Origin of the sequence: Vibrio minamisatsumaniensis (assembly GCF_050337445.1) — a bacterium.
Taxonomy (GTDB): domain Bacteria; phylum Pseudomonadota; class Gammaproteobacteria; order Enterobacterales; family Vibrionaceae; genus Vibrio; species Vibrio artabrorum.
The window spans coordinates 26624-45625 of sequence record NZ_JAKJSY010000033.1 but is presented as its reverse complement, the minus strand read 5'-3'; the positions used below and the strand labels follow the sequence as shown (position 1 = coordinate 45625).

General features: G+C 43.8%; 20 protein-coding genes and 1 pseudogene. 11 read left to right on the top strand and 10 right to left on the bottom strand.

The features are described 5' to 3' along the window. Nucleotides 1-339: 339 nt before the first annotated feature. Nucleotides 340-891 (bottom strand): annotated as a pseudogene (locus L4B77_RS09360) (phage integrase N-terminal domain-containing protein); the annotation flags it as partial. Between the two features lie 137 nt (nucleotides 892-1028). On the opposite strand from L4B77_RS09360, the gene L4B77_RS09355 reads away from it, so the two are divergent. Continuing rightward, complete coding sequence (locus tag L4B77_RS09355; protein WP_429750005.1) at nucleotides 1029-1970, top strand: nuclease-related domain-containing protein; 942 nt, start codon at nucleotides 1029-1031, stop codon at nucleotides 1968-1970. 370 nt (nucleotides 1971-2340) lie between these two features. Here the strand turns inward: L4B77_RS09355 and proX are convergent, their stop codons facing one another. The 3 genes from proX to proV are packed head-to-tail and all read right to left on the bottom strand — an operon-like array spanning nucleotide 2341 to nucleotide 5626. Further along, nucleotides 2341-3348 (bottom strand): glycine betaine/L-proline ABC transporter substrate-binding protein ProX, encoded by a 1008-nt coding sequence (gene proX, locus L4B77_RS09350; RefSeq protein ID WP_429750003.1) that lies wholly within the window; start codon nucleotides 3346-3348, stop codon nucleotides 2341-2343. Continuing rightward, nucleotides 3341-4435: a glycine betaine/L-proline ABC transporter permease ProW gene (proW, locus tag L4B77_RS09345; protein ID WP_261839404.1), complete on the bottom strand. Its 1095-nt coding sequence runs from the start codon at nucleotides 4433-4435 to the stop codon at nucleotides 3341-3343. Before proW ends, proX begins: the two co-directional genes overlap by 8 nt. 3 nt (nucleotides 4436-4438) lie before the next feature. Continuing rightward, nucleotides 4439-5626, bottom strand: coding sequence for a glycine betaine/L-proline ABC transporter ATP-binding protein ProV (gene proV / locus L4B77_RS09340; protein ID WP_261839403.1), 1188 nt, complete (start codon nucleotides 5624-5626; stop codon nucleotides 4439-4441). Nucleotides 5627-6279: 653 nt separating this feature from the next. On the opposite strand from proV, the gene L4B77_RS09335 reads away from it, so the two are divergent. Beyond that, nucleotides 6280-7017: an HAD-IIB family hydrolase gene (locus L4B77_RS09335; protein WP_429750000.1), complete on the top strand. Its 738-nt coding sequence runs from the start codon at nucleotides 6280-6282 to the stop codon at nucleotides 7015-7017. Nucleotides 7018-7065: 48 nt separating this feature from the next. Here L4B77_RS09335 and L4B77_RS09330 read toward each other — a convergent pair whose 3' ends face one another. After that, nucleotides 7066-7278, bottom strand: a complete 213-nt coding sequence (locus tag L4B77_RS09330; RefSeq protein ID WP_429749998.1) for a TIGR02450 family Trp-rich protein — start codon at nucleotides 7276-7278, stop codon at nucleotides 7066-7068. A gap of 163 nt (nucleotides 7279-7441) precedes the next feature. On the opposite strand from L4B77_RS09330, the gene L4B77_RS09325 reads away from it, so the two are divergent. After that, entirely contained in the window at nucleotides 7442-8566 is a 1125-nt protein-coding gene (locus L4B77_RS09325; RefSeq protein WP_429749996.1) for a M14 family metallopeptidase, read from the top strand. 139 nt (nucleotides 8567-8705) lie between these two features. Here the strand turns inward: L4B77_RS09325 and L4B77_RS09320 are convergent, their stop codons facing one another. Further along, nucleotides 8706-9062 (bottom strand): PilZ domain-containing protein, encoded by a 357-nt coding sequence (locus tag L4B77_RS09320; protein WP_261839399.1) that lies wholly within the window; start codon nucleotides 9060-9062, stop codon nucleotides 8706-8708. 373 nt (nucleotides 9063-9435) lie between these two features. Here L4B77_RS09320 and L4B77_RS09315 point away from each other — a divergent pair, with 373 nt between their 5' ends. The 3 genes from L4B77_RS09315 to L4B77_RS09305 all read left to right on the top strand — a co-directional run bounded on the left by L4B77_RS09315 (nucleotide 9436) and on the right by L4B77_RS09305 (nucleotide 11568). Next, a complete protein-coding gene (locus L4B77_RS09315) occupies nucleotides 9436-10674 on the top strand; it encodes a DEAD/DEAH box helicase (protein WP_429749994.1) in 1239 nt (412 codons plus the stop codon). A gap of 232 nt (nucleotides 10675-10906) precedes the next feature. Further along, nucleotides 10907-11128 (top strand): hypothetical protein, encoded by a 222-nt coding sequence (locus tag L4B77_RS09310; protein WP_429749992.1) that lies wholly within the window; start codon nucleotides 10907-10909, stop codon nucleotides 11126-11128. Between the two features lie 137 nt (nucleotides 11129-11265). Further along, on the top strand, nucleotides 11266-11568 hold the full coding sequence (locus L4B77_RS09305) for a thiamine-binding protein (protein WP_261839689.1): 303 nt from the start codon (nucleotides 11266-11268) through the stop codon (nucleotides 11566-11568). A gap of 57 nt (nucleotides 11569-11625) precedes the next feature. On the opposite strand, the gene L4B77_RS09300 is transcribed toward L4B77_RS09305, so the two are convergent. Both L4B77_RS09300 and L4B77_RS09295 read right to left on the bottom strand, forming a co-directional pair. Further along, nucleotides 11626-11793 carry a hypothetical protein gene (locus L4B77_RS09300; RefSeq protein ID WP_261839396.1) on the bottom strand — a complete coding sequence of 56 codons (168 nt, stop codon included), beginning with the start codon at nucleotides 11791-11793 and terminating at the stop codon, nucleotides 11626-11628. Between the two features lie 109 nt (nucleotides 11794-11902). After that, nucleotides 11903-12166, bottom strand: coding sequence for a DUF1289 domain-containing protein (locus L4B77_RS09295; RefSeq protein WP_429749990.1), 264 nt, complete (start codon nucleotides 12164-12166; stop codon nucleotides 11903-11905). A 186-nt stretch (nucleotides 12167-12352) separates the two neighbouring features. Between L4B77_RS09295 and L4B77_RS09290 the strand changes: the two genes are divergently transcribed. From L4B77_RS09290 to L4B77_RS09270, 5 genes are all read left to right on the top strand, one after another. Further along, nucleotides 12353-12799, top strand: a complete 447-nt coding sequence (locus tag L4B77_RS09290; RefSeq protein ID WP_372041721.1) for an META domain-containing protein — start codon at nucleotides 12353-12355, stop codon at nucleotides 12797-12799. A gap of 316 nt (nucleotides 12800-13115) precedes the next feature. Then, the gene (locus L4B77_RS09285) at nucleotides 13116-14285 is read left to right on the top strand and encodes an ABC transporter substrate-binding protein (RefSeq protein ID WP_261839393.1); all 1170 of its coding nucleotides are present in this window, start codon (nucleotides 13116-13118) and stop codon (nucleotides 14283-14285) included. Nucleotides 14286-14290: 5 nt separating this feature from the next. After that, nucleotides 14291-15991 carry an ABC transporter permease gene (locus L4B77_RS09280; protein WP_429749987.1) on the top strand — a complete coding sequence of 567 codons (1701 nt, stop codon included), beginning with the start codon at nucleotides 14291-14293 and terminating at the stop codon, nucleotides 15989-15991. Beyond that, nucleotides 15957-16607, top strand: a complete 651-nt coding sequence (locus tag L4B77_RS09275) for an ATP-binding cassette domain-containing protein (protein WP_429749985.1) — start codon at nucleotides 15957-15959, stop codon at nucleotides 16605-16607. The genes L4B77_RS09280 and L4B77_RS09275 overlap by 35 nt, the downstream gene beginning before the upstream one ends. Next, nucleotides 16597-17214: a CDP-alcohol phosphatidyltransferase family protein gene (locus L4B77_RS09270; RefSeq protein ID WP_261839390.1), complete on the top strand. Its 618-nt coding sequence runs from the start codon at nucleotides 16597-16599 to the stop codon at nucleotides 17212-17214. Before L4B77_RS09275 ends, L4B77_RS09270 begins: the two co-directional genes overlap by 11 nt. A gap of 82 nt (nucleotides 17215-17296) precedes the next feature. Here L4B77_RS09270 and L4B77_RS09265 read toward each other — a convergent pair whose 3' ends face one another. Both L4B77_RS09265 and L4B77_RS09260 read right to left on the bottom strand, forming a co-directional pair. Continuing rightward, entirely contained in the window at nucleotides 17297-18250 is a 954-nt protein-coding gene (locus L4B77_RS09265; protein WP_429749982.1) for a class I SAM-dependent methyltransferase, read from the bottom strand. A gap of 8 nt (nucleotides 18251-18258) precedes the next feature. Then, nucleotides 18259-18957 (bottom strand): TIGR01621 family pseudouridine synthase, encoded by a 699-nt coding sequence (locus L4B77_RS09260; RefSeq protein WP_261839388.1) that lies wholly within the window; start codon nucleotides 18955-18957, stop codon nucleotides 18259-18261. Between the last annotated feature and the right edge of the window lie 45 nt (nucleotides 18958-19002).

Genomic DNA, 19002 nt, shown 5'->3' with positions numbered 1-19002 from the left:
TCTTTTTCTTCTATATGATGCACTCTTAATCATATTAATTCAATTAACAATCAATAAGTTAAAGTAAGACAAGGGATACTAAGCTACAAAATGTCGCCTAAAAACGGGAACGCTAAGTTCTCAACTCAAGTGGATAAGTTTGAGTAGGTCAAACTCAGATAAACAAGATATGAATGAGTAAAAGATCTAACACAAAATGGGGCAAGAACAAGTTAGAATTAGTACAGATAAACAGCTAAAAATGTTCTGATTTTGAATATTTTGCTCCTCCGAAAAATGACAAAAAGTGTTCTAACCTAGAACACTTTTAAGCTCGGTTGTTGGAATCTAACCGTTAATTTAGCACCCTAGGTAAACGGCGGTAACCTCTTCCCTTCCATGCCCTAATTCTTCAGTAATGACCATTCTTACCTCAAAGCATACGCATGCCTTAAGCCGTGCGCTCGGTCTAACCCCATCTTGATACATGCTCTCTCATAGCGTTTCATTTGATTCGCGTATTTGGCGTTCTTAGGGATCAAAGAACCCTCTCCTACCCATTTTTCACCTCTATCCGCAAGGTTAATTTGGATTTTCATGCTCTCTTCTCTACGTAAGCCAAAAGCTGCTTGCAACCGAAAGCTTGCGATCATTGATTCTAGATAATTGCGCATTGTAAAGGTGACGCGCCTTATTTTGATTGGTGACATATGTGCAGTTTTCTATGCCAAGTAACAGGTTACTTTTTGGTAAGAGTCCAGGTTTGCCAATTTTCTCCGATAGCCATCGTAAGTGAGTCATTCTGGTTTTAATTGTGCCAGCGGCTAAGCCTTGAGATTGCCAATGGTGTACAAGCTTTTCGATATGCTTACGGCCAAGGTTCCGTAACTCTAATTTTCGAACGTTTAACTTGCTTGGGTGGATTAAGGGGACAAAAGTGCTGTTACTTTCTTTTGAAGGAGCACTTATGTCGCATAATTCGAATCAAAATCAATATGAATTATAGTGCATTTGATAATCTTTAGAGATGAAAACGTTAGGACGCTCAAATGATTACCAAGGATAGAGACTCAAAGCCAGATACTGATCCTCGACAAAAAGCAGGAGCTCAAGTTGAGCGGGATGTCGCCTTCTATTTACGCCGAGAGTTTGGAGAAACAAGTGATGTTTTCATTATCAACGATCTGCGGGTGCAACTAAAAAATGAAACCGCACAAATTGACCACCTCGTTATCTATAACAAGGGATTCATTATTATCGAATCAAAATCAATTCGAGGTGAAGTGAAAATCAATGAACAATTAGAGTGGAGCCGAACTGTTAGGGGAAAGTGGACGGGAATGCCGTCTCCAATCGAACAAGCTAAACTCCAGAGCCAACTCTTAAAAGCATTATTAAATGAGAACGCTCAATCACTGCTAGAAAAGGTAGCCTTTCTTCAAGGGTACTTTGGTGGACGTTGCTGGGATCAACTATGTGCAGCTTCAAATGATGCCTTAATAGACCGTAACTCAGCACCCAAAAGTATATCCAAGAAACTCACTAAGGCAGAGTCTATTGGGAGCGCTGTTAAAAAACTAATCAAACAACATCGTTCAGGTACTATTCTAAACGCTAATCCTAATTTTAGCCGTGATGAACTTTATCGAATCATCAACTTTCTCATTGACCAACACACCCCTACAGCAACAAGTTCTGCAGCAGACATCGAGATAGTTCCTAGCTCTACAAGTCGCGACTCAGCCGAAGATAAGACGACCAAACCGAGCATTGAATATGGTTTTTCTTGCAAAAAATGCCAGAGTAAAGAAACAGAACCAAAGTATGGCAAGTACGGATACTACGTTTTCTGCCCTCAGTGTAAAACCAATACTGCAATGCGCATTCGCTGCCACTCCTGCAACTCCAGTGGTTTAAAAGTCACCAAGAAGAAGGATACTTATAGTATTTCTTGTGATTGTGGCGAAGGAACGCAAGTGGTATTTCGGTAAGGCAATTGAACCCTTACTGAATTGAAATTATGGCGCCAAGCGTTGTGAATCCGCCTTAGTCGTTTGTTAACTGCCCTCGCTCAACTCCAGCGCTAACATTTGTACACACGTCAAGTTAAGAGTTACTCATGGACACTGAAATTCAATTTCGTGTTGATGACGAAGTTTGACGCTTAGCTTAGCAAATGACAGAAAGCCAAGGTCGCAAATTTAGCGATGCTTACACGCGAGTCCTACATCAGACCCAAAAAAAGCCAGTCTTCCAAATAGGAAGACTGGCTTTGAAATCATTATTCTTTTCGTCTTTTTACTTCATTTGAAAGCGGTTCAATGACTCTACACAGACACTAAACACGATCTGACTATCGAATTAAAGCGCCGCTTTTTTTGATTCTGCAATCCAAGCATCAAACGTTTTCTGGTTTGCTTTAATCCAACCATCGACGTGCGCTTCGATATCAGCAGAGCTGTTTTTACCTTTACTCATCATCATATTCTGAGCACTGACATCGTTGATATTCAGCTTCATGATTTCAAAAAGCTTCGCTGCTGCCGGGTTGTTTTTTGCAAACTCTTTGTTAGCAATAATACGCATTGAGTTCATTTCAAAGCCGTAGTTTTTGCCATTAGATAAAGTGGTATCCACATTAGCACGATCGCCAGGAAGAGAGGAGAATGGAACTTCTAACCATACAACATCCTTATTTGGAACCAATACACCACTCACCCAGTATGGTGTCCAAGTGTAGTAAAGGATGGGCTCACCCTTTTGGTAACGTGAAATGGTGTCAGCAATGATAGCGGCATAGTTACCTTGATTATGAGTGACGGTGTCGTTCAGTTTAAATGCTGAAAGTTGATGCTCGATAACCATTTCACAACCCCAACCTGGGTTGCAGCCCGTAAGGTCTGCTTTACCATCACCGTTTGCATCAAACAATTTTGCAATTTTAGGATCAGCCAACTGACCAATGTTAGTGATGTTGTACTTTTCAGCCGTTTTTTTATCAATTAGGTACCCTTGCGCTGCACCACTAACGTACTGACCTTTACGGTAGAATTTATCATCACCACCCGCCATTTTGTATTTATCAGCATGAAGCGGGAACCAACCGACAGCTAGGAACGTTGCATCACCCTTTGCGATAGAGGTGTAAGCGACGTTGTAGTCGACTTCTTGTGTTGCTTTTACATCGTAACCCAATTCTTCTAGAGCACGGTTAACGATCAACGTTTGAAATGTTTCTTCAGCGACAGAAGATTGAACAGGCTGAACCGAAACCCCCTCACCGGGTAAGCTTGCCGCCCACACGTTCGTTGATACCGCTAATGTAGAAACGATGCTAGCAGTAAGTATGCTCTTCCATGAATTATCCATTGATGTTTTTCCTTAATTGTAATTCTGATTGTTTTCCGCGATTTAGCGCTTTAAGTACCATGGAGACAGGCCCCATGTGATACCAGCGTAATTTTGTATTGCCTGCATTTGCGCCCAGTACTTGGGTGATGCGGTCAAGTAAGATGGCAAGAATAACGATGCCCAAGCCACCAACAGCAGCCAATCCCATATCTAAACGACCAATACCTCTCAGTACCATTTGACCTAAACCCCCGACTGCGATCATTGAGGCTATAACCACCATCGATAACGATAACATCAGTGTTTGGTTCACGCCCGCCATGATGGTTGGCAGTGCAAGTGGTAGTTGAATTCGGTAAAGCATCTGCTTTTTGCTGGCACCGAATGAGTGACCCGCTTCGATCAATTCTTCAGGTACTTGCTGAATACCCAAGATAGTCAAACGTACAACAGGAGGAAGTGCGAATATGATGGTCACCACCACGCCCGGCACATTGCCGATACCAAACAACATCACAATGGGTACGAGATAAACGAAGGCAGGCGTCGTTTGCATCGCATCCAGAATTGGGCGTACAAATTTGGCCGCGGTATTGCTGCGGGCGAGCCATATCCCCATGGGTAAGCCAATCAACAAACAGAAAAAGACCGACGTCATAACCAATGACAATGTCGTCATCGCTTCAGACCAAGCGCCAATCAAACCAATGAAAGTCAAAGATACAGCTGTCGCTACACCCAACTTCAGGTTTGAAAACTGCCATGCGACTAAAAACAAAATGATGAGCATGAATGGCGCCGGCGTAGAGGTCAAGGCTGTTTCAAATGAGCTTAAAATAAAATCGATAGGCACACGTATTGTCTGAAACAATGGGCGTCCGTGATCAACGAGCCAATTTAGCCCAGACTCAACCCAGGTATCGACGGGCAGTACAGCGTCAGCAAAAGGGTTCAGTGGATCAAAAGGAGTAACGTCTACCGTTTCACTACTGAGCCAATCGGCTGAGGGTGAAGTATCAGCCGCTTGGCCCCAAGGGTCACTTGCGGTTTGAGCGACGGGAGCAGACTGAGACCATGGGTCATTATTTGTTTGTTCCGATGACATGATCTACCCCTTATCCAATGTTTGTAACAGTCGTGATTTAGTCACCACGCCAAAGTAATTGCCGTTATCATCCACAACAGGTACGGAATAAGGCACCCCACCAACAAGGCCGAGCACATCATTGATTGGTAAATCCGGATTGAGCGTTAATCCATCAGCAAGCTGCGCGCTAACTAAAGAGCTTCTCTCTTTTTGGGCTTTTCGAAGGGAGTCAATAGACACAATGCCTGAGTAAAGACTGTTTTTCTCAACAACGATGCCGTATTCACGGTCGTTATCCATCAAAATTTGTAGAGCAGAAGCAGGACCGTCGTGCTCAGATTTCTTAAATACTGCTGCTGGCTTCTTGCGCGCAATATCTTTCACCGTAAGAGTACTCGCGATATTGACACCACGGAAGAAGGCTTCAACGTAGTCATTCGCAGGGCTAGTTAAGATCTCGTCAGGCGTCCCCACTTGAACCACTTCGCCATTTTGCATAATCGCAATTCGGTCACCAATGCGCATCGCTTCATCCAAATCGTGCGAGATAAAAACAATGGTTCTTTTATCGTCATTTTGAAGTCGAATTAACTCGTCTTGCATTTCCGTACGAATCAAAGGGTCGAGTGCAGAGAACGCTTCATCCATTAACAAGATATCGGGGTCACATGCTAGAGCACGTGCCAAACCAACACGCTGTTTCATACCACCGGATAATTCATCTGGATACGATTCTGAATAAGGTCCGAGACCGACTCGCTCGAGCGCTTCAAATGCAGACTGTTTACGTTTGTCGACTTCGATACCCGCCAACTCGAGACCGAACGCGGCGTTTTCAATCACTGTCATATGAGGCATCAGTGCAAAATTTTGGAAAACCATGGAGATGTTATTACGACGAACTTCGCGCAGTTCATCTTCTGAGATATGGGCAATGTCTTTGCCTCGAAGGTGCACATGACCTTTGGTAGGTTCGATTAGGCGATTCAGAAGGCGAACTAAGGTTGATTTGCCCGATCCTGACAAGCCCATTATGACGAAAATCTCACCTTCTTGAATAGTAAGAGAAACATCATTAACGCCGATCGTTAGACCGGTTTCTTCAAAAATTTTGTCTTTGTTTGCGCCTTTATCAATCATCGTAAAAGCACGGTCGGTGTCTTCACCAAACACCTTGTACAGTCCCTTAACTTCCAGTATGGGATCCATAAAATCTAATCCTTTCTTAGTTTTTTAAACTTAAAAACGGTTACTTAAACTTAAAAATAGTTCATTTAAACTCGAAAAAACACTTAGCACTCTAATTAATTGGCCAGACCAAATCAAGAGGTGCCGTACCGTAAATAACAGATATCAGCATCAAGAAAACCAAGAGGAACATGGTTTAACAACCACAAAACATACAGCAATACACTGAAAAATAAAGGTATAAGCTCTAATCGCGATTACATACCGCTGACAAATGTGTTGTTGAATATTTGTTTTACATTCTAGCCAACAATCGGCCAGACAGGTTAAAAACAAGCATAAGTCATTTGTGCACAAATAATTTCAATACTAACCATTTTTTACCATTAGAAGGTCATTAAAAATCAGGCAGCACGCTCTGTAACAAGATAAAGTTCGCACTTTCCTCTGCCTATGAATCAAAGGCGAATCGCCTAAAGTCAACGAATGCTCATTTGATTTCACTATCCAGAAGATCAAAACACAGCACCAACTGTGATACTTGCTACAAACTATCAAATGTAGGCTCTCTGAGCTGAAACACACCTTGTAGAGTGCTCATTACTGAGCCATCCTTTAAAGCGTAAATGGACACTCTTTCTGAAATAAATGAAAGAAAAGGACAAGGAATTCTAATGATAAAAATGCTGGTATGTGACTTTGACGGTACGCTTGATGGCGGCTCTTCTCATGGTGTTAATCGGCTATTTGACTACTTAACAAAACAACCCGATATCCGCTTTATCATCGCGACGGGTAGAACGCTGCCCTCAATCCGAGTTGGCTTAGCCTCTAACAACTACCCGAAGCCACACAGTATTATCAGCGATGTAGGCACCAGAATTCATCACAATTACTCCCAAAAACCTGATCATATTTGGCATAACCAATTAGAATCTTCTTGGAACAAATCAAAGGTTGAGTCAGCACTTGCCCCACTCGATTTCATGGGTGAACGTATAGAGAACCATCAGGGTGATTATAAAATGACCTTTAAAGGGAAACTTTCAGACCCTCAGTACGAGCAGATCGAATCGAGCTTAAAATTGCACGGGGTAGATGTACACCTCACCTACTCTCACGATTGGTACTTAGATATCACGCCTAGAGGTGTTAATAAGGCCACAGCAATTCATCATCTACTTAAACAACACAAGTTGAGCGTTGAGGAAGTGTGCGTGGCCGGCGATTCTGCCAACGATACCGCTATGCTGACTATAGAAGGCGTAAACTCAATATTGGTGGCGAACCATTACCCTGAGGTCGCTCACTTGTCTGATCGAGACAATGTGTACACCAGCAGAGCCACACACGCTGAAGGTGTATTAGAAGGGCTCAAATACTGGCAATTACGAACGGGGGCGAGCCGTTAAACGTGGAGCGGCGCTTTACTCCTCTTTACCCCTCTTTACTTCAGGCTCTTACTTCCAACCTGGAAGCCAATGACCATTATCAGTCAAATCCCGCCAATTGATGGCTTCTTGTCGCTTGGTCATCACCGCCTCGATGAAACAACGAATAACCTCCCCTTCTTCGAATTCGACTTCTGTGACCATAAAGTGCTTTTCTTTCTTTACCGGGCTAACCGCTGTCCATTTACTGTGAAGTAATTTTTTTGGATTAATTCGATTCATGATAATTTCCTGAACAGTTTATTGATATTTTATCTATAAGCCTCAAAGAGTTAAAAAGATCACTTCAAGTTCAAATAACATCTGGTGACGATTTAGTTAGTGGTTTTCTCGAAAAAAAAGTGTGCTAATCTTACGGCAACTCAACTACGAGATAAGAACTACAATGAAAATTTTCAGCAATTTTGAAAGCGGCAACATTCACGTCGTTTCAGCAGATTCACCACAAAACATTCAACTGACTATCCCAGCAGACAACCAGACTGAAATCTCTCAATGGTTTCACTTTCGTTTAGAAAGCGAAGCTCTACAAGATCACCATTTTGAAATCGGTCAATTAGCAACATCTGCCTACCCTGAAGGTTGGAAAGATTACGATGTCGTTGCATCATATGACCGTGAAGAGTGGTTCCGTATTCCGTCTCAGTTCGATGGCGATATCTTAAGCTTTGATATCATCCCTGAGCACGATTCAATGTATTTCGCGTACTTCGCGCCGTACTCATACGATCGTCATCAAGATCTTCTGCACAGCGCGCAAACGCACCCGGCTTGTAAGCTAGAAACTCTAGGTCACACACTAGACAACAACGACATCACTTTGCTAACCATCGGTGAGCCAAGTAAAGAGAAGAAAAACATTTGGGTTATTGGTCGCCAACACCCAGGCGAGACGATGGCTGAATGGCTGATCGAAGGTCTGCTGCAACGCCTGCTTGATGAAACAGATACCGTCGGTCGCTCTCTTCTAGACAGCGTTGTGTTCCGCGTTGTACCAAACATGAACCCAGATGGCAGCATCCGCGGTCACTTACGCACTAACGCGATTGGTGTAAACCTGAACCGTGAATGGCAGTCACCATCGATGGAGCGCAGCCCAGAGGTATTCCTTGTTCGCGAACGCATGTTAGAAACGGGCGTTGATATGTGCTTAGACATTCACGGCGACGAAGCGATTCCATATAACTTTGTCGCGGGTAGCGAAGGCACACCTTCTTACAACGAGCGCATCGCGAAGCTAGAGAACCACTTCAAGCAGGCACTGCTAACGATTACACCAGAGTTCCAAGATGAATTTGGTTACGATAAAGACGAACCTGGTAAAGCGAATATGACAGTTGGCACAAACTGGATTGGTGAGCAGTTTAAGTGTTTGGCTTATACTGTCGAGATGCCATTCAAAGATCACATCAGCCATGCTGACGAGCTTTACGGCTGGTCTCCAGAGCGCAGTGTCGCATTTGGTCACGACATGCTAGCCGCGGTTTGGGCAACAGTAGACGAGCTATAAAGTCACTAAGCTCTATAGTTTGTCCCTGTATCTAGTTTGATTGATAGAACAAAGCCCAGCACTTGTGAAAGTGCTGGGCTTTTTAATCTCTGCTTAGAATGAGCGATTTGCGCCTTAAGGAATCTAACGTCAGTCGCTTTTAAGCCACTCTTAAGCTTGCAAAAAACACAGGGTATCGTTGCCTGATGCGTCTTTGCTCAGACACCATATCTTTAAAGCTTGGACCTTTTGACAGTTTAATGATCACTTCGTCACCTTCTTGTCGCAACACAGATCCTGAAATATCAATATTATAATTACTATGCAGCCTCAAGGAACCCACCATAGAGAGGCCACGATAAACAGGATTCAGCTTGCTCATAATCAGACGTATACCTTTTTCAGAAACTTCACTGACATGAAAAAGTTCATCCTTAATTCGCATCACCGGACGTGCCCTTTTGGGGTACTTTAAGCGATAAAATTGGCGTTTTTGGGTGAATGAATCTTCACACATCAGTGACTCTCCGTCTCTTTCTAAAACTCTTAATCAATATCGGTTGTTGAATACGTTGGTCAAAAAAGGACACATTCAGCAAATTAATCATTAATGGCTATTGATTATATCCAATTCACAAGCGGATATTTTAAGCAATAAAGCAGAAAAACACAATATCGCCTCAAATTATAAAAAAAATGAGAGATGAATCATATAAGTCACGACTTTCGACTTATTCTGAAGATGTTGCCCTGAAATCTTGCCAATGTAGCCTCATCAATACGTCGTCTTGTAGAAATCAGATAAGTTTGTTCAGTCAGGGAACAAAACTCATTCTCTAACTTTTATCCTCCTGTTAAACTCCACATCTATTTTGATACTGGGTTCAGTTATGTCATTTGATACACTCACTCTTAGCTCAAAAATTGTGGCTACCATCTCTTCTCAATTCCGTAAACCGACAGAGATACAACAAGCAGCCATTCCTGTCATTATTGCGAAAAAAGACATTCTCGCATTAGCGCAGACAGGCAGCGGAAAAACATTGGCGTTCGGCTTACCTTTACTGAATAACATCAACCAAGATGTACATGAACTGCAAGCGCTTATCATTGTTCCAACGCGTGAGCTTGCATCTCAAGTGACCGAATCTTTAGAACCGATCGCAACAGCACTCGATATCAAATTGGTAACGCTAACGGGAGGCGTGAATACGGATGATCAACAGCAACAATTAACGCCTAAACCACAATTAGCCATCGCGACACCAGGCCGCCTACTTGCTTTAATTAAAAGTGGTGAACTGGAATTAGCTCAGTGTCTATCATTGGTTCTTGATGAAGCCGATCGCCTGATCGACATGGGCTTTTGGCCCGATATTCAAGCGATTACCGCAGCACTGCCTAGCAAACGCCAGTCACTGTTGTTCTCTGCAACACTTCCTCCCGAATTAGTGGGGCAAGCGGAAGCGCTTCTTTCAAATCCAATTAAAGTCACGACACATCAAGAAAACAGCGTGGTCGCGACTATCGAAGAAACCCTGTACTTAGTGAACAAAGGCAGTAAAGCTCAAGCACTCATTGCCCTACTCAATCAACACACATGGCCACAAGTGTTGGTATTTATTGGCGCAAAAGACAATGCCGATACATTAACCAAGCGATTAAATAAAGCCAAAATCAGTGTCAGTGCGTTACATGGAAATAAGAGCCAAGAAGAAAGAGAGCAAGCATTAGACAGTTTCAAAAATGGCGAGACTCGTGTGCTTATCGCGACCGACGTCATGGCTAGAGGCATCCATATTGATCAGTTACCTGTCGTGATTAACTTCGAATTGCCCTCTCACTCAGCAACTTACGTACACCGAGTTGGTCGCACAGCAAGAGCAGGAAGTACTGGCTGCGCGATCTCTCTGGTTAGCCACAGCGAAACTGATTACCTGAATGCGATTCGCACCCTAACCAATAAGCCGCTAGTGCTGCAACCATTAGAAGGTTTTCCTGTAACAGACCAACCTGCATCTGATGCGATAACTCGCAAGCGTCCACCTAAAGATAAAATGGCCAACCGAAGAACAGCTAAAAAGAAGAGCATTAAGCAATTTAAAAGCAAACCAAATAGCTCAAAATAATCAGAAAAAGAACAATCAGCTCAGTGTGCACTGGGCTTATTTATATGCAACAAACCTCTCCAACCTCAAAAAAGCTTCCGTAAAGATGCCAACTTAAATGACTCTGTTATGAACTATGATGCCAACGTATTGATTCTTGGTTGCTCAAAAAAAATACTATAAATTCACATTGACGCCTCAATGTCCGACAACTAAATTTTTCTATTAGTGTCTACAACAGGAGGTCATTGAAATGAAACGTGCTAGCTCTACATATCGATTACAACTGATCAAGGAAGTGGCAACCCGCCGAGATCGTCAACGTTCCAATGATCCGATGGCAAACCACATACAAAACCTAATAGACAACAAAGGTGACTCTGACAACTCGGTGGAACGTAACCAACGGTTCAGTGGCTGTCATTTTGATGAGCACATTGGTGGTTGGGTGAGCGACCACTGGGGTAGCAAGTAAACCTACATCGCGCTTCATTGCCATGAAAGTTGCTTAGTTGGCTGCGGAATTTGTCTCCGCATTAACCTATCATCTGCAACAATTTCCTATCATTGAGTAAGCAGAAAGTGTCTGAGTTAAAAAGAGAAACAGAAGTAATGGTTGCCTTTCAAGTGATCCCTCGAGTTAAAGAAGGCAACAACTTCGAAGTGGTTGATAAAGCGATTGAAGTTGTGAAAGCAGCCGATGTGCCTTTTCAAATTGGCGCGATGGAAACCACAATGAAAGGTGAACTCAACCAACTACTCGATATCGTTAAAAAGGCGGAACAAGCTTGTTACGATGCTGGGGCTGTAGAAGTGATAACCAACATTAAAATTCACAGTAAAACCACCGAGGCCAATGATACATTTTGTACATACCATCGTGGTGTAACAAAAGCGAATCACATGTTTGTTTAGTCGCATTTTTATTTCTGAGAATCGAGCGTTAAGAAAGACTCTGAAGAACCAGTGATGTTATTGGAAAGGCATGTCTGAAAGGTGAGAAAGGATTTCCATTCGTTCTTCTTCTGACATCGAATGCCAATCACGCGGGGCCTCTTCAGGGTCATCTTTCGCCCCAATCGGTTTTCTGTCCAGTGCTTTGACTGGCGCTTTTTTGAGTTTTGCGTTCTTTTTATTCATACCGACACCACTCCCTCAGATACAAAGGTATCTACCTTAATATTACACCCCAACCATTATGTAAAGTAATAGTTACTTCGGAGTTAAATAAAACCTTAATACTACCTCTCTAGCCAAAAAGATCTCTTTGGGGACTGGTATTGCCCTCTTCGTCAACCGAATGATCAACCACGCTTTTTTGCTTCATTATTTTTCTTCTGTAGCGCTGGCGACATAGCTTAATGACATGCAGTTGCTCAGATGGCGTCATTGACATCCAATTGAAACGCTCATTTCTTTTACGCATACAACCGTGGCAATAACCTTTGTCATCACTTGAACACACCCCAACACAAGGGTTTGGAACTTTGAAAAACTCTAACTGCTCCACCATGCCTCCTTATCAATCGAAACCAGGCCCACTCATTCAGTAATCAGCAATAAATGAGTCATCGAACTTATAGAATTCATACTAAACTATAACCTTATACTGACACATACAGTGTGTGGTTAACTATAATTTCACCCTATCAAGTTACCCTTTTCCAGTAACTTCGTTTTTCCTTTGGAGCCTTTTCACATGAAGTTTAGTTCAAAAAAATTACTAGCAGTAGCCGCTTTACCTATGATGTTAGCAGCATGTACAACCACAGGTAGCAACGCGACTCAAGTAACACCAACCGCTCTCCAACACCATAATTGGGAATTGGCGCAAATTGATGGCAAGGACATTGAGAAAAGCAAAGATCAAGCCGCCCCTCGTCTAGAGATCGGCGAGAAGCTGACGGCAAACGGCATGGCTGGTTGTAACAACTTCTTCGGTCAAGGCGAACTGAAAGACGGTCAATTCCGTATCAAGCAGATGGGTATGACAATGAAAATGTGCCATGGCTCTACGATGGAAATGGAACAGTCGGTTTCTGCGACTCTAAGCAAGTGGAGCGACGTAACACTAACAAACGATACGCTAGTACTGAAAAACGATGTACATACGCTAACGTACATCATTCGTGACTGGGTAAACTAACTCGTCATCGAATACCAATATTGATTAAAGGAGCCCTATCGCTCCTTTTTTATTGCCAGCTTGCCTTCACTCTCCCTCAAAAATTGACACGCATCGCCTACTTTTCTTACCAACTTTCAATAAACCTCAAAAACCTCTCATTTCGATGCAATAAATTCACGGGTTTCTCGGTCTGTTGATAGGATGGCAAAAGTTCCTCAAGTAATTGATTGAATTTACTGCTGAATTAGAAATTATTTCAGAAACAGATAGAATAACTGTTAGGGAATTCAGAAACACAATGCCCTTGCCCGTTCACGACCAAATGGAAAAGTTTATGAACAAAATAGTAAGTACGTTAGGAGTCATGGCAACCGTTGCATACAGCACGACGGTATATGCTGATGAAATAATGTCAGCAACCGACAACTGGAACCAAATCGAACAGCGGGCCAAAGGGCAAACGGTTTACTTTCATGCCTGGGGCGGTAGCCAAGAGATCAACCGTTACATTCAGTGGGCGGGCAAGCAGTTAAAAAGTGAATATGGCGTGACTTTAAAGCACGTAAAAGTCACAGACATCGCGGAAACAACCACTCGTTTGATTGCTGAGAAAGCCGCAGGAAAGGACAGTGAAGGCAGCGTTGATATTGTATGGATTAACGGTGAAAACTTCCGTTCATTGAAAAACAATCACCTGCTATTCGGTCCATTTACTCAATCACTTCCAAACTGGCAATACGTCGATAAGTCTCTGCCGATAGATGTCGACTTCTCAGAACCAACCGAAGGTTTAGAAGCACCTTGGGGCGTGGGGCAACTGGTATTCATTCATGATCAAAAAACATTACACAACCCACCACAATCATTTTCAGAGATGTTAAGTTACGCACAAGCTTTTCCCAATCGCCTAAGCTATCCTCGACCACCTGAATTCCACGGTACTAGCTTCATCAAATCACTACTCATTGAGCTGACCAACAATAGCCCTGCGCTGTCTAAGCCAGTTTCAAATGACGATTTCCAAACTATTACCGCTCCACTATGGGCGTACTTAGATAAATTCCATAAAGTCGCTTGGCGTGGTGGTAAACAGTTCCCAGCGGGCACCTCTGAGAGTATTCAACTTCTTGATGACGGGCAAATCGATCTCGCGATCACATTCAACCCCAATGCGGTTTTTTCTGCTCAAGCGAGTGGTAAACTGGCAAAAAGCACCAAAGCTTATGCGCTAGAAAGTGGAGCGCTTTCTAACATTCACTTCTTAGCCATTCCTTGGAATGCTCACTCTTCTGCAGGCGCATTGGTCACAATCAACTTTTTACTTAGCCCTCAAGCTCAATCGCGCAAAGGTGACCTGAATATTTGGGGCGACCCTTCAGTATTAAGTAGTCAGTACCTAACAGGTAGCGCTAAACACACTCAGCAATTCAAGTCGGTTGATGAACCTCACCCAAGTTGGCAAACCGCGCTCGAAAACGAATGGCTAAAGCGATACGGTAACTAAATTTAATGTTACGCGCCCTATATTTAGTCGTTATAGCAGTGTGCATTATCCCAACAATCCCTGGGATAGCGGGAGTGATCGCTTCTTCGTTGAGTTTTATCCCGCCACTAGGTTTAGAGAAGCCAACACTCAACGGTTTTAGCCAAGTCTTTCAATGGGAAGGAGCTTGGCACTCTATTGGCTTAAGCCTAGGTTCAGCGATTGCAAGCAGCTATATTGCCTGCTTCCTAACCTTTTGCATTCTTCAAGCCTCTTGGGGAAACAAGTTTTGGAGAAAGATTGAGTTAACGCTATCACCAATGCTTGCCATCCCACATGTGGCTTTTGCTATCGGCTTTGCTTTTCTGTTTAGCCCAACGGGGCTTGGCGCAAGAGCCGTACATCACTTGCTCGGCGAGTCTGCTACCAGCTCTGAACTGGCGTTATTGGTAAAAGACCCATACGCGTTCGGCTTAATCATTATGCTCGCACTCAAGGAAGTCCCCTTCTTATTGCTGATGAGCATATCGATACTGCAGCAAATTGATGTAGAACGTATCACTAAGGTCAGTGCATCGCTGGGTTATAACCGTGCTCAGATCTGGTGGAAATGTATTTTTCCACAATGGTTTACTAAGCTTCGTTTCCCAATGCTGGCTGTGCTCGCTTATAGCGTATCGGTTGTCGATATTGCATTGATTATTGGCCCGACCAACCCGCCGACTTTTGCCACCTTAGTATGGCAATGGTTTAACGACTCAAACCTTAATTTATTACCACGAGCAGCTGCTGGTGCTATTGTTTTGTTTGGCTTGGCATCGCTTACCATCGTCTTTGCTCGTTTCATTGAATGGGTCATTATCAAGCACTGCAGAACTTGGCAGTATTCAGGTAGAACTGGGGGGCGTTTACCCGGGAAAACGATCTTCTCAGCTCTGACGGCATTGTCACTCTTCATTTTTCCATTGATGATGATCTGGAGCATCGCCCAACGTTGGCGTTTTCCGGACTTATTACCGAGCCAATACACAATACAATTTTGGGAGTATGAGTGGGACAGCATCCTAGGTACCATTGGCCAAAGCTTGTGGATCGGTCTTATTGCCGCATCCGTTGCTTTGTTACTTGCACTAATTGCTCACGAATACCAAATGAAATACAAATGGCAAGTTCCGGGCTTTATTATCGCTATCCCTATGTTAATACCTCAACTCTCGGTATTGTTTGGTCTGCAAATCACTACGCTATACATCGGCAGCAGTGCCTATCAGTTTTGGGTGATTTGGGCGCATGTTTTCTTTGCTTTCCCATTTGTATATCTGTCTTTGGACGGCCCATGGAAAAGCTTCAACAATGGTCTGATTAAAGCCTCACTAAGCTTAGGTAAATCACCGTTTCAAAGTTGGTGTTCGATTAAGCTGCCTATTTTGCTGCCCGCTATCGCTTTTGCCTGGGCCGTTGGGATTAGTGTCAGTTTCGCTCAGTACCTACCAACGTTAATACTCGGTGCCGGGCGCGTCAGTACTATCACGACAGAAGCGGTCGCCCTTTCGAGTGGCTTCGACCGCAGAGTAACCGCAATCTATGCGCTCTGGCAGGCTTTATTACCCCTATTCTTTTTCTCTCTAGCGATAGGAGTCAACCGACTTCAACTTAGATATCGCCGTCTTACTTTTAAAGGTTTACTAAGTAATGAGTCTGTACCTCAACGACCTCACCATCCGTAAAACCGATGGGGATTCGCTGTTCTCAGCGCTAAACGTAACATTGGAATCTGGCCAAATACTGGCTTTGATGGGGCCGAGTGGTTGCGGAAAGTCGACCTTACTGGATGCGATTGCGGGTCACTTAAGTGAAGAGTTTTCATATTCAGGCACCATTGTGTTAAACGACATTCCGTTGGATAACCAGCCTTCACATCAACGTGAAGTCGGTATTTTATTTCAAGATGACTTGTTGTTTCCGCACCTCAAAGTATGGGAAAACTTGGCTTTTTCGTTACCTAACTCTGTTAAAGGTTCCGCTCGCCAACAGCAGGCAATGGACGCATTAAAAGACATTGAACTGACTCACTTGGCTGAGTCTTTCCCCGATCAAATATCTGGTGGTCAACGCGCCAGAATCAGCTTAACTCGTATGTTACTAGCCAAGCCGAAACTCGCCCTGCTTGACGAACCGTTCAGTAAACTGGACCAAGAATTAAGAGCGCAATTTCGCGATTGGGTGTTTGAACAACTGACCAAAGCGAATATCCCAACACTAATGGTCACGCACGACGAAGCTGACGTGCCTCAAGGGGCAGAAGTACTGTCTTGGCCATGGAGGAGTAACAATGCTGGATAAGTACGCCATCAAGGTCATTAAGTGGCCATTGAACCAATCAGCAAAATTATTGAATCAATTTGGTATCAAAGCTAATCAAACTACCCTATTTGGCTTTCTGGTCGGGTGCTTAGCGTTTCCGGCATTGGCATTTGAGCAATACGAGTGGGCTTTAGGCTTTATCGTCTTTAACAGAGTGTGTGATGGGCTGGATGGGGCGTTAGCTCGAATCCAAGGCATTAGCGACGCGGGGGGGTTTCTTGACATCAGTCTCGATTTCCTTTTCTACTCATTAATCCCATTTGGTTTTGTGATTGCCAACCCTGAACACAACGCCATTGCCGGTGCATTTTTGATCTTCTCTTTTATTGGCACAGGCAGTAGCTTTTTAGCGTTTGCCGTTATGGCGGGCAAACGAGGCATCGAAAACCCCGTCTATAAACATAAGTCTCTCTACTACATGTCAGGGTTAACCGAAGGCACAGAAACCATCGCCTGTTTCATCGCGTTCTGTATTTGGCCCGAGCACTTTGCGGTCATCGCTTACACCTTTGGTGCGGCGTGTTGGCTAACCACATTTATGCGTATCTATTTTGGGTTCCAGACACTCAAGAATCAAACCACCTAATACTAGAGTCGTGATTCCTCATAGACAAAAACGCCGCTCAGATGAGCGGCGTTGTTATATTCTAGCTAATACTTAAACCTAATTAGGCATCTGCAGAAGCGCTAATTTTAAATCTCAACACCTTCAAGCTTGAATCAAGGTCGACATCGACAAACTCAGGCGGGTTGTCGAGACGCTCAACGAATTCAACGCTTGGTGCTTCTTCTGCCATCGTCTCAATCAGGAAGTTTGGTGATACTGCCGGTGAGTTCACACAAGCAATCACTTCTCCACCTTCTGTTAAAAGCTCAGGTAAACGACGTAAGATTTTTTTGTAGTCTTTAGTTAAAGCAAAGCTGCCTTTTTGGAACGACGGCGGATCGATGATAACGAGCTCGTAAGGGCCGCCTTTCTTGATTTTCCCCCACGACTTAAAGATATCGTAGCCAAGGAAATTAACCGAGCGCATATCGTGATCATTCAGACGGTGGTTATCGCGGCCTTTGTTTAGCGAGCCACGAGACATATCCACGTTCATGCATTGACGAGCACCACCAGCGATAGCCGCTACTGAGAAGCCACAAGTGTATGCGAACAGGTTAAGAACGTTCTTATCCTTAGCATTATCTTGTACCCATTGGCGACCATGACGCATGTCTAGAAACAAACCGAAGTTCTGATTACGGCCAATGTCTAATTGGTATTTAAGACCATGCTCAACCACAACCGGAGAGTCATTGAGTTCACCCCATAGAACCTCTGAAGGTGCACCATCGGCATAACGGTGTTGCAGAACAATGCTTGTGCCCGGCTTTGATTGCCATATATCTTTGTTAGTGAGTTCAACCAACCCCGCTTTTAGAGATGACAAGAATTCGTCGTCTACCTCTTTAAACACGTTAACCAGTAGCTGTCCATCAACCCAGTCACATGTCAGTTGTTCGAGCCCAGACCAAAACTTACCGCGGCCGTGAAAAATACGACGTAGTTCGTTTGGTACTTCATTCAGTTGCTGTTCAATATGACTAAAAAACAGAGGTAAAGCTGATGCTTCCATTATTTCACTCACTTAGTGTTTAGCTTTGGCCACGTTAATGACCAAGGTTCAAGCCAACGGTCCAAACCGTACGACACGGTTTCCTGATGCCACTTCTCACCCAAGGAGTTTAGGCTTCTTGGATCGCAGACATATTCGTAGGCTTGTGATTGATAGGTAAATCGAATCGCGAAGGCATGCAGATAACCTCTGTCAGCCTCACTCGATGGATTATAAATAGGGTCACCAACAATGGCTGAGCCGATCGACTTCATCGCGACACGGATCTGGTGAGTTCGCCCTGTATAGGGTTTACATAAAAGTAGACGCTCACCGGGGTCAGCTGTTGCGGATAAAAACTGCGTGATCGCAGGGTTCTCTTTGGATGTCAGAAGTTTCCAACTTGAGCGTCGTGAACGCTCCATGTCTCCTGAGATCAAACCTTGCTTTTTCTTTGGCTTCTTAGAACCAATCGCAAGGTAGTATTTTTCTACTTCACGCTTTGCAAATAGCTGTGAAAGCTCGCTCGCCGCCGACGCATTTTTTGCCAGCAGCAGAATACCTGAGGTCATTTTATCAAGTCGATGAACCAGATACAGCTTAGGCTCATTGATTGCATTAGCAACTTCTTGAAGCAACATGGTATCGCCATCGTCTTTGTGGACGCTGACTCCAGGATGCTTATTGATAAGTAAAAAATCAGAGTGGTTCAGAAGAATATCGAACATGTCAAGGCTAGCTCCATTGTAGAGCGTGGAGTATACCGCGTCTGA

Excerpts from the sequence above, each read along its gene's own strand:
- proV (WP_261839403.1), bottom strand. The coding sequence starts at position 5,626 with ATGGATCCCATACTGGAAGTTAAGGGACTGTACAAGGTGTTTGGTGAA.
- L4B77_RS09305 (WP_261839689.1), top strand. The coding sequence starts at position 11,266 with ATGGTTGCCTTTCAAGTGATCCCTCGAGTTAAAGAAGGCAACAACTTC.
- proX (WP_429750003.1), bottom strand. The coding sequence starts at position 3,348 with ATGGATAATTCATGGAAGAGCATACTTACTGCTAGCATCGTTTCTACA.
- L4B77_RS09270 (WP_261839390.1), top strand. The coding sequence starts at position 16,597 with ATGCTGGATAAGTACGCCATCAAGGTCATTAAGTGGCCATTGAACCAA.
- L4B77_RS09265 (WP_429749982.1), bottom strand. The coding sequence starts at position 18,250 with ATGGAAGCATCAGCTTTACCTCTGTTTTTTAGTCATATTGAACAGCAA.
- L4B77_RS09275 (WP_429749985.1), top strand. The coding sequence starts at position 15,957 with ATGAGTCTGTACCTCAACGACCTCACCATCCGTAAAACCGATGGGGAT.
- L4B77_RS09325 (WP_429749996.1), top strand. The coding sequence starts at position 7,442 with ATGAAAATTTTCAGCAATTTTGAAAGCGGCAACATTCACGTCGTTTCA.
- L4B77_RS09290 (WP_372041721.1), top strand. The coding sequence starts at position 12,353 with ATGAAGTTTAGTTCAAAAAAATTACTAGCAGTAGCCGCTTTACCTATG.
- L4B77_RS09295 (WP_429749990.1), bottom strand. The coding sequence starts at position 12,166 with ATGGTGGAGCAGTTAGAGTTTTTCAAAGTTCCAAACCCTTGTGTTGGG.
- L4B77_RS09310 (WP_429749992.1), top strand. The coding sequence starts at position 10,907 with ATGAAACGTGCTAGCTCTACATATCGATTACAACTGATCAAGGAAGTG.
- L4B77_RS09320 (WP_261839399.1), bottom strand. The coding sequence starts at position 9,062 with ATGTGTGAAGATTCATTCACCCAAAAACGCCAATTTTATCGCTTAAAG.
- L4B77_RS09315 (WP_429749994.1), top strand. The coding sequence starts at position 9,436 with ATGTCATTTGATACACTCACTCTTAGCTCAAAAATTGTGGCTACCATC.
- L4B77_RS09335 (WP_429750000.1), top strand. The coding sequence starts at position 6,280 with ATGATAAAAATGCTGGTATGTGACTTTGACGGTACGCTTGATGGCGGC.
- L4B77_RS09260 (WP_261839388.1), bottom strand. The coding sequence starts at position 18,957 with ATGTTCGATATTCTTCTGAACCACTCTGATTTTTTACTTATCAATAAG.
- proW (WP_261839404.1), bottom strand. The coding sequence starts at position 4,435 with ATGTCATCGGAACAAACAAATAATGACCCATGGTCTCAGTCTGCTCCC.
- L4B77_RS09330 (WP_429749998.1), bottom strand. The coding sequence starts at position 7,278 with ATGAATCGAATTAATCCAAAAAAATTACTTCACAGTAAATGGACAGCG.
- L4B77_RS09355 (WP_429750005.1), top strand. The coding sequence starts at position 1,029 with ATGATTACCAAGGATAGAGACTCAAAGCCAGATACTGATCCTCGACAA.
- L4B77_RS09280 (WP_429749987.1), top strand. The coding sequence starts at position 14,291 with ATGTTACGCGCCCTATATTTAGTCGTTATAGCAGTGTGCATTATCCCA.
- L4B77_RS09300 (WP_261839396.1), bottom strand. The coding sequence starts at position 11,793 with ATGAATAAAAAGAACGCAAAACTCAAAAAAGCGCCAGTCAAAGCACTG.
- L4B77_RS09285 (WP_261839393.1), top strand. The coding sequence starts at position 13,116 with ATGAACAAAATAGTAAGTACGTTAGGAGTCATGGCAACCGTTGCATAC.